At 72.2% G+C, this 15,322-nt stretch carries 15 protein-coding genes and 1 tRNA gene; 8 read left to right on the top strand and 8 right to left on the bottom strand.

The genetic code is table 11. From position 1 onward, the window contains the following. Positions 1 to 28 precede the first annotated feature (28 nt). A complete protein-coding gene (locus tag ABTZ58_RS22145) occupies positions 29 to 799 on the bottom strand; it encodes an ABC transporter ATP-binding protein (protein ID WP_351359230.1) in 771 nt (256 codons plus the stop codon). A gap of 415 nt (positions 800 to 1,214) precedes the next feature. Between ABTZ58_RS22145 and ABTZ58_RS22140 the strand changes: the two genes are divergently transcribed. The 3 genes from ABTZ58_RS22140 (at position 1,215) to ABTZ58_RS22130 (ending at position 3,697) form a co-directional block, all read left to right on the top strand. Further along, positions 1,215 to 1,298: transfer RNA gene (locus ABTZ58_RS22140), tRNA-Leu, on the top strand. A 155-nt stretch (positions 1,299 to 1,453) separates the two neighbouring features. Then, positions 1,454 to 2,635, top strand: coding sequence for a 4-hydroxybenzoate 3-monooxygenase (locus ABTZ58_RS22135; RefSeq protein ID WP_351359227.1), 1,182 nt, complete (start codon positions 1,454 to 1,456; stop codon positions 2,633 to 2,635). A 150-nt stretch (positions 2,636 to 2,785) separates the two neighbouring features. After that, entirely contained in the window at positions 2,786 to 3,697 is a 912-nt protein-coding gene (locus tag ABTZ58_RS22130) for a Bax inhibitor-1/YccA family protein (protein ID WP_351359224.1), read from the top strand. An 85-nt stretch (positions 3,698 to 3,782) separates the two neighbouring features. Here the strand turns inward: ABTZ58_RS22130 and ABTZ58_RS22125 are convergent, their stop codons facing one another. Next, positions 3,783 to 4,013, bottom strand: coding sequence for a DUF4287 domain-containing protein (locus tag ABTZ58_RS22125; RefSeq protein ID WP_059424410.1), 231 nt, complete (start codon positions 4,011 to 4,013; stop codon positions 3,783 to 3,785). Positions 4,014 to 4,114: 101 nt separating this feature from the next. Here ABTZ58_RS22125 and ABTZ58_RS22120 point away from each other — a divergent pair, with 101 nt between their 5' ends. Next, on the top strand, positions 4,115 to 4,420 hold the full coding sequence (locus tag ABTZ58_RS22120) for a hypothetical protein (protein ID WP_351359221.1): 306 nt from the start codon (positions 4,115 to 4,117) through the stop codon (positions 4,418 to 4,420). Positions 4,421 to 4,475: 55 nt separating this feature from the next. On the opposite strand, the gene ABTZ58_RS22115 is transcribed toward ABTZ58_RS22120, so the two are convergent. From ABTZ58_RS22115 to ABTZ58_RS22105, 3 genes are all read right to left on the bottom strand, one after another. Then, the gene (locus ABTZ58_RS22115; protein ID WP_351359218.1) at positions 4,476 to 5,273 is read right to left on the bottom strand and encodes a hypothetical protein; all 798 of its coding nucleotides are present in this window, start codon (positions 5,271 to 5,273) and stop codon (positions 4,476 to 4,478) included. A 273-nt stretch (positions 5,274 to 5,546) separates the two neighbouring features. Beyond that, positions 5,547 to 6,764 (bottom strand): acetyl-CoA C-acetyltransferase, encoded by a 1,218-nt coding sequence (locus ABTZ58_RS22110; protein ID WP_351359216.1) that lies wholly within the window; start codon positions 6,762 to 6,764, stop codon positions 5,547 to 5,549. Between the two features lie 140 nt (positions 6,765 to 6,904). After that, positions 6,905 to 7,933, bottom strand: coding sequence for an SGNH/GDSL hydrolase family protein (locus tag ABTZ58_RS22105; protein ID WP_351359213.1), 1,029 nt, complete (start codon positions 7,931 to 7,933; stop codon positions 6,905 to 6,907). 158 nt (positions 7,934 to 8,091) lie between these two features. Here ABTZ58_RS22105 and ABTZ58_RS22100 point away from each other — a divergent pair, with 158 nt between their 5' ends. Continuing rightward, complete coding sequence (locus tag ABTZ58_RS22100) at positions 8,092 to 9,480, top strand: cystathionine beta-synthase (RefSeq protein ID WP_351359210.1); 1,389 nt, start codon at positions 8,092 to 8,094, stop codon at positions 9,478 to 9,480. A 355-nt stretch (positions 9,481 to 9,835) separates the two neighbouring features. Here the strand turns inward: ABTZ58_RS22100 and ABTZ58_RS22095 are convergent, their stop codons facing one another. After that, complete coding sequence (locus tag ABTZ58_RS22095; protein WP_351359207.1) at positions 9,836 to 10,693, bottom strand: helix-turn-helix transcriptional regulator; 858 nt, start codon at positions 10,691 to 10,693, stop codon at positions 9,836 to 9,838. Between the two features lie 145 nt (positions 10,694 to 10,838). Here ABTZ58_RS22095 and ABTZ58_RS22090 point away from each other — a divergent pair, with 145 nt between their 5' ends. After that, on the top strand, positions 10,839 to 11,600 hold the full coding sequence (locus ABTZ58_RS22090; protein ID WP_351359204.1) for an SDR family oxidoreductase: 762 nt from the start codon (positions 10,839 to 10,841) through the stop codon (positions 11,598 to 11,600). Positions 11,601 to 11,615: 15 nt separating this feature from the next. Here ABTZ58_RS22090 and ABTZ58_RS22085 read toward each other — a convergent pair whose 3' ends face one another. Next, positions 11,616 to 12,047, bottom strand: a complete 432-nt coding sequence (locus tag ABTZ58_RS22085; RefSeq protein WP_351359201.1) for a hypothetical protein — start codon at positions 12,045 to 12,047, stop codon at positions 11,616 to 11,618. Between the two features lie 161 nt (positions 12,048 to 12,208). Here ABTZ58_RS22085 and ABTZ58_RS22080 point away from each other — a divergent pair, with 161 nt between their 5' ends. Then, on the top strand, positions 12,209 to 13,051 hold the full coding sequence (locus tag ABTZ58_RS22080) for a MurR/RpiR family transcriptional regulator (protein WP_351359198.1): 843 nt from the start codon (positions 12,209 to 12,211) through the stop codon (positions 13,049 to 13,051). Positions 13,052 to 13,154: 103 nt separating this feature from the next. Then, the gene (locus ABTZ58_RS22075) at positions 13,155 to 13,766 is read left to right on the top strand and encodes a hypothetical protein (RefSeq protein ID WP_351359195.1); all 612 of its coding nucleotides are present in this window, start codon (positions 13,155 to 13,157) and stop codon (positions 13,764 to 13,766) included. An 86-nt stretch (positions 13,767 to 13,852) separates the two neighbouring features. Here the strand turns inward: ABTZ58_RS22075 and ABTZ58_RS22070 are convergent, their stop codons facing one another. Continuing rightward, entirely contained in the window at positions 13,853 to 15,259 is a 1,407-nt protein-coding gene (locus ABTZ58_RS22070; protein WP_351359192.1) for a type III PLP-dependent enzyme domain-containing protein, read from the bottom strand. Positions 15,260 to 15,322: the final 63 nt, after the last annotated feature.

The raw sequence follows: 15,322 nt of genomic DNA, 5'->3' as shown, positions 1-15,322 counted from the left end.
TCTCAGTCCTGTCGGTCCTGGCGGGGGATCAGCTCGTGCGGCCCTTGGCGTCGAACGCCTTCATGCGGTCCAGGACCGTCTCGGCCGTCGGCCGGTGCATCTCGTCGACGATCCGGCCGTCCGCCAGGAAGACCACCCGGTCCGCGTAGGCCGCGGCCACCGGGTCGTGGGTCACCATGACCACCGTCTGGCCCATCTCCCGCACGGAGTTGCGCAGGAAGCCCAGCACCTCGGCGCCGGAGCGGGAGTCGAGGTTGCCGGTGGGCTCGTCCCCGAAGATGATCTCGGGCCGGGAGGCCAGTGCCCGGGCCACGGCGACGCGCTGCTGCTGGCCGCCGGAGAGCTGGGCGGGCCGGTGGCCCAGCCGGTCGGCCAGGCCGACCATGCCGATCACGGAGTCCAGCCACTGCTTGTCCGGCTTGCGGCCCGCGATGTCCATCGGGAGGGTGATGTTCTCCAGGGCCGTCAGGGTCGGCAGCAGGTTGAACGCCTGGAAGATGAAGCCGATCTTGTCCCGGCGCAGCTTGGTCAGCTGCTTGTCCTTCAGGGAGCCCAACTCGGTCTCGCCGATGCGCACCGACCCGGAGGAGAAGGTGTCGAGACCGGCAACGCAGTGCATCAGGGTCGACTTGCCGGAACCGGAGGGGCCCATGATCGCGGTGAACTCGGCCTGCCGGAAGTCGATGGAGACCTGGTCCAGGGCGACCACCTGGGTCTCACCCTGTCCGTAGATCTTCGACAGATCCGTGGCGCGCGCGGCCACGGTGGTGGCCCGGTCGGCGAGGGATGCGGTGGTCACGGGATGGGACTCCTGTCGGACGGCGGTGTGCGGGAGGGACGTGTTCCATCGTCCGGGTCCCACGCCGCCCTGTAGTCACCCGTAGTTCCGGTTCTCGGGGCCGACTTCGGTCTGACGGAGCGCGGCGGTGTCATACCTGGGAATGACGAACGGCCCCGGAGAGCCCCTCTGTCGGGAACCGCTGCGTCCGGGTGTCGAGAACAGGTGGAGTGCCCTCGTTCAAGCGGTGAAATTCCGTCATTCCGCATACGCCGCCCACCGGCGCGCGTAAGGCTATTGGCAAGTGCGGATGGCGCGTTCCGCGGGCTGATGCACCCTCAGACGTCAATAAAATAAGACAACATCGGTCCGCCCGTCCGCTGTTCGGGGGATGCGTCCCGATAGTCTCGGAACCTCGATGCGGAGCCCATGGCCTGCCCGGATGGTGGAATGCAGACACGGCGAGCTTAAACCTCGCTGCCCCTTCGCGGGCGTGCCGGTTCGAGTCCGGCTCCGGGCACCTTCCGACCCCTGCATGCTTCGTTGAAGTGTTCACCGCATGCCCGTTGACAGCGGTCCCATGCCGTCAGAAACTCACATCAGAAAGTAGTGAAATATTCTTCACTACGCGAACACGGGAGCCGGGCCCTGCGGACCCGAGGAAGAAGGCGCCCGATGCGCACCACCGTCGGCATCATCGGAGCCGGACCCGCCGGACTCCTGCTCGCCCGGCTGCTGCACAACGCCGGCGTCGACGCGGTCGTCCTGGAGAGCCACGACCGCGCCTACGTCGAGCGGCGGCAGCGTGCCGGGATCCTGGAGCAGGGCACGGTGGACGTGCTGCGCGCGGCCGGCGCCGGGGAGCGCATGGACCGCGAGGGACTGCGCCACGACGGCATCGAACTCCGCTTCGACCGCAAGCGCCACCGTGTCGACTTCCCCGGCCTCACCGGCGGCCGGTCCGTGACGGTCTACGCCCAGACCGAGGTCTGCAAGGACCTCATCGCCCTGCGGCTGGCGCAGGGCGGGCCGCTGCTCTTCGAGGCCGAGGCGCTGGCCGTCGAGGACGCGGACACGGACGCCCCGCGCGTCCGCTTCCGGCATCAGGGCCGCGAGGACGTCCTGGAGTGCTCCTACGTCGTCGGCTGCGACGGCTTCTGGGGCGTGTCCCGCCGGGCGATCCCCGCTGGGCTCACCCGAGTGTTCGAACGGACGTACCCCTTCGGCTGGCTCGGCATCCTCGCCGACGTGCCGCCCTCGCACGACGAGCTGGTCTACGCCCGCCACGACCGCGGCTTCGCCCTGCTGTCCATGCGCTCGCCGTCCGTCTCCCGCCTCTACCTCCAGGTGCCCGACGGCACCGACGCCGGGGCGTGGAGCGACGAGGAGATCTGGGACGAGCTGGAGCGCCGCTTCGAGACCGCCGACGACTGGCGCCTGGAGCGCGGCCCGATCACCCAGAAGTCGGTCACCCCCATGCGCTCCTACGTCCACGAGCCCATGCGCCACGGCCGCCTCTTCCTCGCCGGGGACGCCGCGCACATCGTCCCGCCGACCGGCGCCAAAGGGCTGAACCTCGCCGTCGGCGACGTCGTCACCTTCGCCCGGGCCCTCGTCCACCAGCGACAGACCGGCTCACCCGAGCTGCTCGACGCCTACTCGCGAACCTGCCTGCGCCGGATCTGGCAGGCCGAGCGGTTCTCCTACGACATGACGACCCTGCTGCACCGCCTTCCCGGGGCCACGCCCTTCGAGGACCGGCTCCAGCTGGCCCGGCTGGAGCGGATCGCCTCCTCCCGCGCCGCCGAGACGGACTTCGCGGAGGCCTACACGGGGTTCCCGCTCGACCAGGGATGAATGAGCCCCTCCGGTCGGGGGAATCACGAAGCGGCGTAGCGTGTTGCGCTGCACGACGAGGGAAAGATCCTCCCCAAGCAGTAGGGTCATTCCTTTGCCTACCTATTACTCTTGAGCCAAGGCCATGTTGTGTGGCCATGGAGGAGTGAAATGAGGAGCAGAAACCCGGTCTTCTCGCGACGGGGGTTCAGCCGCGACAACGGCTACGCGGGCTTCAACACCGCGCCGCAGGCCGGGGGTCCCGCTGTCGCCACGCAGGGCAACCCGTACGCGCAGCAGCCGACGGGCAACCCGTACGCGCAGAACCCGTACGCGCAGAACCCTTACGCCCAGCAGGACCTGCAGCACGGCGCGCCGCCGCAGGCCCCGGTCACCACCGGCCGGATGACCATCGACGACGTCGTCCTGCGCACGGCGACCACGCTCGGTGTGCTCATCGTCACCGCGGCGCTCTCCTGGGCCCTGCTGCCGGTCGACGACGCCAACATCAGCCGCAGCTACGGCATCGGTATCGGCGCCGCGCTGATCGGCATGGTCCTCGCGTTCGTCCAGTCCTTCAAGCGCAAGGCCTCGCCGGCGCTGATCCTGACGTACGCCGCGTTCGAGGGTGTCTTCCTCGGCGTGGTGTCCAACATCGTCGACAACCGCATCGCCGACGGCGCCGCCATGCAGGCCGTGATCGGCACCATGGCGGTCTTCGCCGGTGTGCTGATCGCCTACAAGGCCGGCTGGATCCGCGTCAACCGGCGCTTCTACGGCTTCGTGATGGCGGCCGCGCTCGGCTTCATCCTGCTGATGACCGTGAACCTGCTGTTCGCGGTGTTCGGCGGCGGTGACGGCCTCGGCTTCCGCAGCGGTGCCCTCGGTGTCGTCTTCGGCATCATCGGCATCATCCTCGGTGCCTGCTTCCTCGCCCTGGACTTCAAGCAGGTCGAGGACGGCGTCGCCTACGGCGCCCCGCGCGAGGAGGCGTGGCTCGCGGCCTTCGGCCTGACGCTGACGCTGGTCTGGATCTACCTGGAGTTCCTGAGGCTCATCTCGATCCTCAACAGCAGCGACTAGTCCTCCACCGTCGTGCGCGAAGGGCCCCGGCTCCGGCCGGGGCCCTTCGTCGTCCGGGCGTACGGACCCGGAGCGGTGCGCGCGCCTAGAGCAGCTTGCGCGCGGCCCTCCTCAGGTCGTACTCGTGGATGATCGCCTTGGCGTGGCCGTACGCCAGGTTGTGTTCGTGCCGGAGCCAGCTGACCTTTTCCTCGAAGCGGAAGAGTGCCGGGCCTTCTTCGACGGTGCGCAACCAGTCGGAGATCTCACGACCGGTGCAGTGGGGGATGCGGGCGAGCATGTTGCGGTGGGTCTCTTCGGAGAAGACTTGGGACATCGGCGCCTCCGGACGCTGGGATGTAAGCCGGTCCTTCAGGTCACCGTGCCTGAGTGTTCGCCCGTTGGCAACAGTCCCGGTACGACGCGTACGCTCGCGGCGTGGTTGATACGACGCCTCTGACCCGTGCGGTGGATCACTTCGCCGATCGATTGAGGGCCGCGCCCCAGAGCCGGCTGCAGCGGGGCGCTGCCGCCGAGGCTCTCGGACTGGCCCGCGAGCTGGCCCGCAGGGCGCAGGTCCTGGAGGGCATCGAGCCCCGGGAGATGCCGGACGCGGGGATGTTCGCGGCGGCGGACCAGATCACCGTTGCCGGGCATGATCTGGCGGTGGTGATTCCCGGCGATGCCGAGGTCGACGAGGCGGTGCGGTTGGTGGAGGAGGCGCAGAAGCGGGCGGGGGTCTGAGCTTCGTTCGCGGGTGCGGCCCTGTCGTGGCTGGTCGCGCGGTTCCCCGCGCCCCTCAAACCGACGCGATGACCCGGTCCGCCAAAATGTAGACGTTCTCCTCGCCGCACTCGAACGTCAGGGTGTACGCGCCGGAGATGCCGGAGCCGCCCAGCAGGATCGGGGTCACCCCGGCCCGGAGTGCGGCGGCCAGACGCTCCGCCGTCTCCCGGTGGCCCGGGGTCATGCACAGGGTCGTGCCGTCGGCGAAGACGTACACGTCCAGCGTGCCCAGAGGGCCCGGGCGGACGTCCGTGAGTTCGACGCGGGAGGCGGCCAGCTCCTCCAGGGTGGCCACCGTGCGCTCGTGGTCGCCCACGACGGGCGACGGATTCGGCACGAAGTCCGGGTGGGAGGGGTGGCGGCGACGGGCCGCGGCCAGCTCGGCGGACTCGGAGGGCGTGTCCCGCACGCTCGGCTCGTCGGCGTCCGCGCCGGACTCGGCGAGCGGCTCCAGGCCCGCGAGATCGGCTTGCCGGGGCAGGAACAGGTCGGTGTCGCCCAGGCCCAGCAGGGAGGGCGCGTCCGAGGCGTCACGGGCCTCCTGGGCGGCCCAGAACGCCCGCGCCTCGGCCAGCTCGCGCTCCCGCTCCTCGGCCAGCGCCGCGGCCACGGCAGCCCGTATCTCCTCGGTGTCGGCGGTGGTACGGGCGGCGGGCAGCAGGGCGCGGGTGGTGGCGGCGCGGTTCTCGGCCAGCGCGGTGTGCAGGGCCGCGACCTGCCGGCGCAGCTGCAGAACGGTGCGCAGGACGGCGACGCCCACGGCGCCCGTGGCGGCCGTGGTGACCAGCAACGCGATCGGCATGGCGCTCACTGACGTACTCCCGGTTCAAAGTCGACCCCCGACTTCCTACATCAGCTTGAAGGGCGGACTAACCAACTGTCAGTGCGTAACGTCACGAAACGGACAGGGCTTCGGTCGCGGGGGAGGGGGTGGGGCTGCTGTGACCTGGGCTTCTGTCGGAGCAGAGGGAGATAGGTCACATCCTGGGGGAGATTGGATCACAAAACGGCCCAGAACCCAGGAGTTTCCCGGGTTCTGGGCCACGGCCTCACGGTCGGTGGTAATGCGGCTACGGTGCGCCGCTCAGCTGAGGCGCTCGATGACCATGGCCATGCCCTGGCCGCCGCCGACGCACATCGTCTCCAGGCCGAACTGCTTGTCGTGGAACTGCAGCGAGTTGATGAGCGTGGTGGTGATGCGGGCGCCGGTCATGCCGAAGGGGTGGCCGACGGCGATGGCGCCGCCGTTGACGTTCAGCTTCTCCAGCGGGATGTCCAGGTCCCGGTAGGAGGGGATCACCTGGGCGGCGAAGGCCTCGTTGATCTCGACCAGGTCGATGTCGTCGATGGTCAGCCCGGCCCGCCGCAGGGCCTGCTTGCTCGCCTCCACCGGGCCGAGACCCATGATCTCGGGGGAGAGGCCGGAGACCCCGGTCGAGACGATCCGGGCGAGCGGGGTGAGGCCGAGCTCGCGGGCCTTGGTGTCGGACATGATCACGAGTGCGGCGGCGCCGTCGTTCAGCGGGCAGCAGTTGCCGGCGGTGACCATGCCGTCGGGGCGGAAGACCGGCTTGAGGCCCTGCACGCCCTCCAGGGTGACGCCCGCGCGGGGGCCGTCGTCCTTGCTGACGACCGTGCCGTCGGGCAGGGTCACCGGGGTGATCTCGCGCTCCCAGAAGCCGTTCTTGATGGCCTCCTCGGCGAGGTTCTGCGAGCGGACGCCGAACTCGTCCATGTCCTGGCGGGTGACGCCCTTGGCGCGGGCCAGGTTCTCGGCGGTCTGGCCCATCGCGATGTACGGGTCGGGCAGCAGGCCGTCCTCGCGCGGGTCGTGCCAGGTGGAGCCCTCGGACTGGGCGGTCTCGGCGGTGCGGGCCTCGGCCTCGGCGAAGAGCGGGTTGTGGGTGCCCGGCATGTCGGAGCTGCCGTGCGCGTAGCGGGAGACCATCTCGACGCCCGCCGAGATGAAGACGTCGCCCTCGCCCGCCTTGATGGCGTGCAGGGCCATGCGCGAGGTCTGCAGGGAGGACGAGCAGTAGCGGGTGATCGTGCAGCCCGGCAGGTGGTCCATGCCCATCTGCACGGCGACGATGCGCCCGAGGTTGTGGCCCTGCTCGCCGCCGGGCAAACCGCAGCCGAGCATCAGGTCGTCGATGTCCTTCGGGTCCAGCTCGGGGACCTTGGCGAGGGCGGCCTGGACGATCGTGGCGGCGAGGTCGTCCGGGCGGAGGTCCTTGAGGGAGCCCTTGACGGCGCGGCCGATGGGGGAGCGGGCGGCTGAGACGATCACGGCTTCGGGCATCACGGCTCCATTGACGTACCGGGTGGTCGGGCAGGGCTGACTGGGAAGTTACCCGTACGTATGGGCCGGGTCACGGGTGTCGCGGTGTGACCCTGGCCGCAGTTTCCAAGCGCTTGCTTGGCCGACGGTCCGCCCCGCCTTCAGACCGAGGGCGTCGCGGGCGCCGGTTCCTGCTCGGGCAACCGCCGGCGGCGCCGGCGCTTCAGCAGGGCCCACGGGCCGCGCGGGCCGGCCGGCATGGCCGCCGCGACCTCCGTACCGGCTTCCGCGGCGGCCTCCGCGGCCGCCCGCGCCACCGGCAGGAAGCCCTCGCGGCGGGAGGCGTCCGGGCGCTCCTCCTCGGCCGGCCAGAGGCCGAGCGCGGCGCAGACGGTCGGCAGGACCGCCATCGCCGCCGTCGCGTAGCCCTCGGCGGAGGGGTGGTAGTAGTCCGGGCCGAACAGCTCCCGCGGGTTCGCGGCGAACTCGGGGCCCAGCAGGTCGCCCAGGGACACCGTGCGGCCGCCCTGCTCGACGACGCCGATCGTCTGGGCGGCCGCCAGCTGGCGGGAGGTCCGTCTGGCCAGCCAGCGCAACGGTTGCCGGACCGGCTCGATGGTGCCCAGGTCGGGACAGGTGCCCACGACGACCTCCGCGCCGGCCGTGCGCAGCCGCCGTACCGCCGAGGCCAGGCAGCGCACCGAGCGGGTCGGGGGCATGCGGTGGGTGACGTCGTTGGCGCCGATCATGATCACGCAGATGTCGGGCACCGGGCCGGGACCGGCCAGCACCAGGGCCACCTGGCGGTCCAGGTCGTCCGACCGGGCCCCCGGCAGCGCCACCGTGCGCAGCTCCACCGGGCGCTCGGCCAGCGCCGCTACCCCCGAGGCGAGCAGCGCCCCCGGCGTCTGCCCGGCCCGGTGCACGCCCTGGCCGGCGGCCGTGGAATCACCCAGCATGGTCAGCCGCAGCGGCGGAAGCTCGGAGGAGACGGCGTACGTCCGGCCGTACAACCCGTCCGCGTTCGGCACGTGTCCCGATGTGCCGTTGCCCACCCGGCGCCGGGCCAGCTGCACCTCGGCCAGCACCAGCCCCACGGTGGCCGCACCGGCCAGACCGATCCCGCCGCCGCCGTACGCGGCGCCGGCCGCGATCCGCCGGGCCACCCTCGCCCTCGACATGTTCGACATGCGTCGCCGCCACCTCCTCGAACCCGTACACCCAGTGCTTGCCCCGTACAGGGGGTCGTCGAATCTCGACGGGGAGTGAACGACCGTCACGGGCGACGGCGAGGTCATAGGCTGGCGGCACACTACGACCGAAACTTTTGCGGCATCCGGAGACAACGGTGCGATTTCACGACTCGATGATCAGTCTCGTCGGCAACACCCCGCTGGTGAGGCTCAACAGCGTGACCAAGGGCATCAGGGCGACCGTCCTGGCCAAGGTGGAGTACTTCAACCCCGGCGGTTCGGTGAAGGACCGCATCGCCCTGCGCATGATCGAGGCGGCGGAGGAGAGCGGCGCGCTCAAGCCCGGCGGCACGATCGTCGAGCCGACCAGCGGCAACACCGGCGTAGGGCTCGCCATCGTGGCCCAGCAGAAGGGGTACAAGTGCATCTTCGTGTGCCCCGACAAGGTGAGCACCGACAAGATCAACGTGCTGCGCGCCTACGGCGCCGAGGTCGTGGTGTGCCCCACCGCGGTGGACCCCGAGCACCCGGACTCCTACTACAACGTCTCCGACCGGCTGGTCCGTGAGACGCCCGGCGCCTGGAAGCCCGACCAGTACTCCAACCCGAACAACCCGCTCTCCCACTACCACTCCACGGGCCCCGAGCTGTGGGAGCAGACGGAGGGGAAGATCACCCACTTCGTGACGGGCGTCGGCACCGGCGGCACCATCTCCGGCACCGGCCGCTACCTGAAGGAGGCCAGCGACGGCAAGGTCAAGGTCATCGGCGCCGACCCGGAGGGCTCCGTCTACTCCGGCGGCTCCGGCCGGCCGTACCTCGTCGAGGGCGTCGGTGAGGACTTCTGGCCCACCGCCTACGACCGCACCGTCGCGGACGAGATCGTCGCCGTGTCCGACAAGGACTCCTTCCAGATGACCCGCCGCCTGGCCAAGGAGGAGGGCCTGCTGGTGGGCGGCTCCTGCGGCATGGCGGTCGTGGCCGCGCTGGAGGTCGCCGCGCGGCTCGGCGAGGACGACGTCGTGGTGGTGCTGCTGCCGGACAGCGGCCGCGGCTACCTCAGCAAGATCTTCAACGACGAGTGGATGGCCGACTACGGCTTCCTGGAGGACACGGGCCCGAGCGCCCGCGTCGGCGACGTCCTGAACGACAAGGAGGGCGACCGCATGCCCTCCCTCGTCCACATGCACCCGGAGGAGACGGTCGGTCAGGCCATCGACGTGCTGCGCGAGTACGGCGTCTCGCAGATGCCGGTCGTCAAGCCGGGCGCCGGGCACCCCGACGTGATGGCCGCCGAGGTCGTCGGATCCGTGGTCGAACGCGAGCTGCTGGACGCGCTGTTCAGCAAGAGCGCCTCGCTCGACGACCCGCTGGAGAAGCACATGTCCGCCCCGCTGCCGCAGGTCGGCTCCGGTGAGCCGGTCGCGGACCTGATGGCCGTGCTGGGCAAGGCGGACGCGGCGATCGTCCTGGTCGAGGGCAAGCCGACCGGCGTGGTGAGCCGGCAGGATCTGCTGTCCTTCCTCGCCCGCGGCGGGAAGTGACGGCGAACGCCCGGTGAACGGCCCCCGTACCGGGTGAAGTCGTGACGTCCGCGATCTTCGTGGACTTCGCGGAAGTGGTACGAGGGCGTCACGTCCGCGCAGCACCCGCTTAACACGGGTCCTGCACATTGGTGGGTGTCGGCAGGGCGGGAGCGGCTCCCCGCCCCCGCCGGCGCCGTAGGCGTCACGGACCTCCGGAGCGGCTCCCGGACCTCCACCGACGCCACGGACGCGGGGGCCCGGCCCTGACCAGGTCCGCGTCCTTCGCGGGGACCGCCGTCGTCCCGCCCCTCGTTCACGGGGGTGCGGCGGTCCCCGCGCATCTCCTTGCGCCGCCACCGCCCTCCCGGGCGGATCAGCCCGTGCGGCTCGTCGCCCAGCTCGCCAGCAGCGCCAGGCGCTCCGCCGTCTCCGAACCCGGTTCCGGGGCGTAGGCCACGATCGTCTGGTCGGGTGCGGACGGGACGGTGAGGGTCTCGTACGGCAGGGTCAGCAGGCCCGCGACCGGGTGGCGCAGCCGCTTCACGCCGTGGTCGCACGGTTTGACCAGGTGGTCGGCCCACAGACGGCGGAAGTCCGCGCTGGCGCGGGTCAGTTCCCCGACGAGCTGCCCCAGGGCGGCGTCGCCCGGGTGGTGGCCCGCCTTCAGCCGGAGGTGGGCGACCGTCTGCTCGGCGATCGCGGCCCAGTCCGGGTAGAGGTCGCGGGCGGCGGGGTCGAGGAAGGTCCGGCGGGGCAGGTTGCGGTCCTCGACGCCGGTGCCGTCGAAGCCGAGCACGGCGTCCGCGAGGGCGTTCCAGGCGAGGACGTTCATCCGGTGGTCCAGTACGTAGGCCGGGTTGCGGTCCATGCCGTCCAGGATCAGCCGGACCCCGGGGCGCACCCCCGGCACGGCCGGTCCGCCGGCTCCCCGCCGCTGCGGCCGGGCCACCGCCCGCAGGTACTCCCGCTCGGCCGCGTCCAGCCGCAGCACCCGCGCGATGGCGTCCAGCACGGCGTCGGAGACGCCCCCCGCCTTCGTCCGGGCGGGACCCCCGGGCCCTCTGCCCTGCTCCAGGCGCACGTAGTAGTCGACGCTCACCCCCGCCAGCTGTGCCACCTCCTCACGGCGCAGCCCCGGGACGCGGCGGCGGCCGTAGCAGGGCAGCCCCACCTCCTCCGGGCGGATCCGGGCGCGGCGCGAGCGCAGGAAGTCTCCCAGTTCTCCGTCCATGGCTTCGAGCGTAGGCGGCCCGGGCCCGGCGATCCTGGTACTGCCGGACCCAGGAAAAGCGTCACCCTGGGTACGGCGGCCGGTGGCGCCGAGGGTGGTGGGCGAAGCCGGGGAGACGCCCCGGCCACCACCGAGGAGAACTCCCATGGCGTACGAGAACCTGGCCGGCCGCACCGCCGTCGTCACCGGAGCCGCGAGCGGCATCGGAGCGGCCGTCGCGGCGCTCCTGGCCGCCGAGGGCGCACGCGTGGCGCTGCTCGCCCGGCGCGAGGAACGCCTGGCGGCCCTCGCCGGGAAGATCCGGGCCGACGGCGGACAGGCCCTGGCGGTCGCCGCCGACGTCACCGACGAGACGTCCGTCGCCGACGCCGTCGACCGCGTCCACGCCGAGTACGGGCCCGCCGACCTGGTGGTGAACGCCGCCGGCGTGATGCTGCCGCACCCCGTGGAGGCCCGGCGCGCCGACGAGTGGCAGCGGATGCTCGACACCAACGTCGCCGGAGTCCTGCGGATCACCGGTGCCTTCACCGCCGACCTGGTGGGCGCGGCCCGGGCGGGCCGTGCCGCCGACCTCGTGAACATCTCGTCGATCGCCGCGCACGTCAGCTTCCCCAACTACGCGGTGTACGGCGCGACCAAGGCGGCCGTCACCTACCTGTCGGAATCGCTGCGCGGCGAGTTCGGGCCGCGGGACGTCCGGGTCACCAACATCGAGCCCGGATTCGTCGAGAGCGAGCTGCGCACGCACATCTCCGACGCGGAGCTGTCCCGGCAGGTGGAGGGCATGCTGGACGCGGTGGGCGCGCTGTCCGCCGAGGAACTGGCCGACCTCGTGGCCTATGTGACGAGCCGGCCGCGCCGGGTCAACCTGCGGCAGATCGTGGCACTGCCGACCCGGCAGGCCTGACCGCCGGCGGGCCCTTCAGTCATCCCAGCCGCTGTCCTGGGAGGGTTTGCGGCGTCCGAACAGGCCGGGGTTGGTGCGGGCCGCCTGCACGACGTTCACCCCGACGATGCCCGCCCAGGCGGCGAGCAGGCCGGGCAGGTGGGCCACGCCGCCGCCGATGGCGGACAGCGGTACCGCGAGGACGAGGGAGACGATTCCGAAGCCGAAGCGCTCGCCCCAGGAGTCGGTGGCCCCCGGCGTCCGGGAGTCCCGGGCCGTCTGCATCTGCTGCTCGGCGAGCTGCCGGCGCACCCGGCGCTCGACCGCGCCGTCGATGCGCTGGTCGACCTTCTCCAGGAAGGAGTCGACCAGCGCCGACTCGTACTCCTCGCCCAGCTCCCTGCGGGCGTGCAGCGTGGCGTCGAGTTCCTTCTTCAGCTCGGTGTCCCGCGCGTCGATTCCGCTCATGCCGTCCACGGTAGGGAGCCGGGGCCGGGGCCGCACTGGGGTTAGCCCCCCTGTCGGACCGGTGGTCTGCCGGACGGCGTCGGAGCGCCGGACGCCGCTTGCCGGTCTGCATATGCTCATGCAGAATCCTCAGCTACTGAATAGGCGAGGGGGAGCACGCCATGAGCGCGACCGACAGCCCTGCCGCGCGGCTGCAGGCGCTCTTCGAGGGCCACCGGCTGACGCCGACCCAGCGGCGCATCGCGCACAGCATGGTGCGCCGCGCCGCCGACGTGCCGTTCCTGTCGAGCGTGGAGCTGGCCGAGCTGGCTGGTGTCAGCCAGCCCTCCGTGACGCGCTTCGCCGTCGCCCTCGGCTTCGACGGCTACCCCGCCCTGCGCCGCCACCTGCGCGAGGTCGCCCCGGCGGAGCCCGCGGGGGAGGCCGGGTCGGCCAACGAGTACCAGCAGGCCGTCGAGGCCGAGATCGAGAACCTGCGGCACCTGGCGGAGGCGCTGGCCGACCCCGGGCCCGTGCGGCGGGCCGGGCGGCTCCTCGCGGCCTCCCGCCCGCTGCCCGTCCTCGGCCTGCGCGCGGCGGCCGCCCAGGCCCACGGCTTCGCCTACTTCGCCGCCAAGGTCCATCCCGACGTGCGGCTGCTCAACGAGGGCGGCACGATGCTCGCCGACCGCATCGACGCCGCCGTCCGCGCCGGCGCCTCCGCACTGCTGTGCTTCGCGCTGCCCCGGCACCCGCGTGAGGTCGTCGACGCCCTCGCCCACGCCAAGGAGACCGGTCTGACCGTCGTCACGGTCGCCGACTCCGCTTTCGCCCCCGTCGCCAAGGTCTCCGACCTGCTCATCCCCGCCGCCGTCGGCACCGGCCTCGCCTTCGACACGGCCTGCGCCCCGATGCTGCTCGGCCGGGTCCTGCTGGAGGCCATGTGCGACGACCTGCCCGAGGCCCAGGCCCGCCTGGAGGAGTTCGACGCCAAGGCGGCGGCACGGGGCCTGTTCGTCGACTGACGAAGCGCGCCCGATTCTCAGACTCGTCTCACGTTGCGCCGCTAACGTCCTTCTCCTACAACACTCTTCAGACGCTTCGGGTACCGGACGGAGGCTGACTGACATGCGCGGAGGACATGGACTGGCCCGGGTGGCCGTCGTCGTACGGGCGGGTGCCGCCCCGCTGTGGTGGCTGGGAGTGCTGACGGCCGGACTGGGCCTGCTGCCCGAGGGGCTCACCGGCCGCCGCATCGGGGTGCTGACGGGAGCGGCCCTCTTCCTGCTGGCCGCGGCCGTGGTGTCCACCGCCCGCCGCAAGCGCTACACGGCCCTGGCCGCCTCGGCCGCCCGGGCCGGCAAGCACGACGTGCTCCAGGACCGCGCGGTCACGGCCCGCAACTGGCGCCGCGCCCACCGCTGGTGGCTCCTGCCGGCCTTCCCGGCCGCCCTGGGCACCTCCTTCGCGCTGCCCGCCGCGGGCGGCATGCTGCTGGCCGGCTGCGCGGTGGGCCTGTGGCTGAAGGCGGCGTGGCTGGGCCGTCGCGAGCGCGCGGACGAGGTGTTGCTGTGGGTCCGCGTGGACTGGCTGCACGCGGGGGTCTCCCGCCCGACGGGCAAGCGGGTCAAGGCGTTCCGCAGCACGGGCATCGCGGCGGGCGACGCGGCCCCCGGCGGAACGCGAAGGAAGACGCCGGCCCCCGGCGGAACGCGCAGGAAGACGCCGGCCCTCGTCTGATCGACGGCGAGGACACGCCCCCCGGGGCGCGGGGAACTGCGCGACCGGCCACGACGAGGCCCGCACCCCGCGCCCCACGGCACCACTTACGGCGATTCCGTCAGCGCGTCCGCCTGCGCCCCACCGGACTCCGCGACGACCTCCTCCACGGTCTGCGCGCGCCGCACCACCGCGAACCGCCCCCCGGCCCAGAACCCGTACACCCCGGGCCGCAGCAGCGAGTTGTACCCGTAGTGGTGGGCGAAGTAGTACGCCCCCGTGTCCAGTGCCGCCGCGTAGTCCCCCTGCTCCAGCAGCGGCATGGACCGCCCCTGAGCCAGCAGGTCCCCCGCGAAACAGGCTGGCCCCGCGACGTCCTGCACCACCACGGGCCCGTCCTTCACCCGGCCCTTCGCGTCGTAGGCCGCGATCCGCAGCGGCCAGCTCCCCGGCGCGTACACCGTCCGCGTGGCCACCTGCACCCCGGCGTGCGTCACGGCGACCGCCCGCCCGCCGGAGGTCTTCGCGTACTCGACCCGGGCCACCACCGTCCCGTGCTTGGCCAGCAGCGACCGCCCGAACTCGGTGACGAGCCCGTACCGCCCGTCGAACAGCCCCGGCACCTCCCCGGCCAGCATCCGCGCGTACTGCGCGTACGTCGGTGTCGTCGCGTCCGACGCGAAGTTCACCGGCAGTCCGCCGCCGATGTCGAGGGTGTCGACCTGCCGCCGTCCGGCCCGCCGGTTGATCTCCTCCGCCAGCCCGTACGCCTCCGCCACGCCCCGTGCCATCAGGGACAGCGGGACCCCCTGGGACCCGGTGTGCGTGTGCAGCCGGGTCAGCCACGGCCGGTCCAGATACGCCCGCACGACCCACTCCCGCGCCCCCTCGTCCCGCAGCGCCACCCCGAACTTGGACGTGGCCGTCGCCGTGGACAGCGCCTCGATGGCGCCGCCGCCGACCTGCGGGTTCACCCGGATACCGAGGGGGGAGCGGCTGGGCCGTGTCCGTATCAGCCCGTCGATACGGTCCAGCTCCTGCGGGTTGTCGGCGTTGACCGCGATGCCCAGGTCCAGCGCCTCGCGCAGCTCGGCCGGCGTCTTCGCGGGCGAGTCGAGCACCGTCATCCCCGCCGGCACCCCCGCGGCCCGGGCCAGCGCCAGCTCGCCCGGGCTGGCCACCTCCGCGCCGACGCCCTCCTCGCGCAGCAGCCGCAGCACCGGCACCAGCGGGGTGGCCTTCACCGCGAAGGCGTGCAGCACGGGTGTGCCCGGCGCGGTCACCGCCTCGAACGCCGCCCGCAGCTCCGCGGCCGACTCCCGGATGCCGACGACGTCCAGCAGTCCCACCAGGGGGCGGTCCGGGCCCAGCAGCCCCTGCTCCACCGCGGCCCGCACCGCCTCGTCCCGCCGTGCCGCCCGCGCGGCCCCGGAGCCGTCCGAACCGCCGGTGCCCTCCGTGCCGTCCGTGCCCTCCGTGCCGTCGGGATCTTCCGTCTCGATGTGTGCGCCCATGCTTCCAGCCAAACATCCACGCCACGGCCGTGCCGACCTCCCGACGTATTGACTAGCTCTATT

Source organism: Streptomyces sp. NPDC094143 (assembly GCF_040303825.1).
In the GTDB taxonomy this organism is placed as follows: Bacteria; Actinomycetota; Actinomycetes; order Streptomycetales; family Streptomycetaceae; genus Streptomyces.
This window is presented reverse-complemented; position numbering and strand designations above follow the sequence as displayed.

What these genes read in the sequence shown, in the direction of transcription:
- ABTZ58_RS22135 (WP_351359227.1), top strand. Translation starts at nt 1,454, where the DNA reads ATGCGCACCACCGTCGGCATCATCGGAGCCGGACCCGCCGGACTCCTG.
- ABTZ58_RS22130 (WP_351359224.1), top strand. Translation starts at nt 2,786, where the DNA reads ATGAGGAGCAGAAACCCGGTCTTCTCGCGACGGGGGTTCAGCCGCGAC.
- ABTZ58_RS22125 (WP_059424410.1), bottom strand. Translation starts at nt 4,013, where the DNA reads ATGTCCCAAGTCTTCTCCGAAGAGACCCACCGCAACATGCTCGCCCGC.
- ABTZ58_RS22110 (WP_351359216.1), bottom strand. Translation starts at nt 6,764, where the DNA reads ATGCCCGAAGCCGTGATCGTCTCAGCCGCCCGCTCCCCCATCGGCCGC.
- ABTZ58_RS22105 (WP_351359213.1), bottom strand. Translation starts at nt 7,933, where the DNA reads ATGTCGAACATGTCGAGGGCGAGGGTGGCCCGGCGGATCGCGGCCGGC.
- ABTZ58_RS22095 (WP_351359207.1), bottom strand. Translation starts at nt 10,693, where the DNA reads ATGGACGGAGAACTGGGAGACTTCCTGCGCTCGCGCCGCGCCCGGATC.
- ABTZ58_RS22090 (WP_351359204.1), top strand. Translation starts at nt 10,839, where the DNA reads ATGGCGTACGAGAACCTGGCCGGCCGCACCGCCGTCGTCACCGGAGCC.
- ABTZ58_RS22085 (WP_351359201.1), bottom strand. Translation starts at nt 12,047, where the DNA reads ATGAGCGGAATCGACGCGCGGGACACCGAGCTGAAGAAGGAACTCGAC.
- ABTZ58_RS22080 (WP_351359198.1), top strand. Translation starts at nt 12,209, where the DNA reads ATGAGCGCGACCGACAGCCCTGCCGCGCGGCTGCAGGCGCTCTTCGAG.
- ABTZ58_RS22075 (WP_351359195.1), top strand. Translation starts at nt 13,155, where the DNA reads ATGCGCGGAGGACATGGACTGGCCCGGGTGGCCGTCGTCGTACGGGCG.
- ABTZ58_RS22070 (WP_351359192.1), bottom strand. Translation starts at nt 15,259, where the DNA reads ATGGGCGCACACATCGAGACGGAAGATCCCGACGGCACGGAGGGCACG.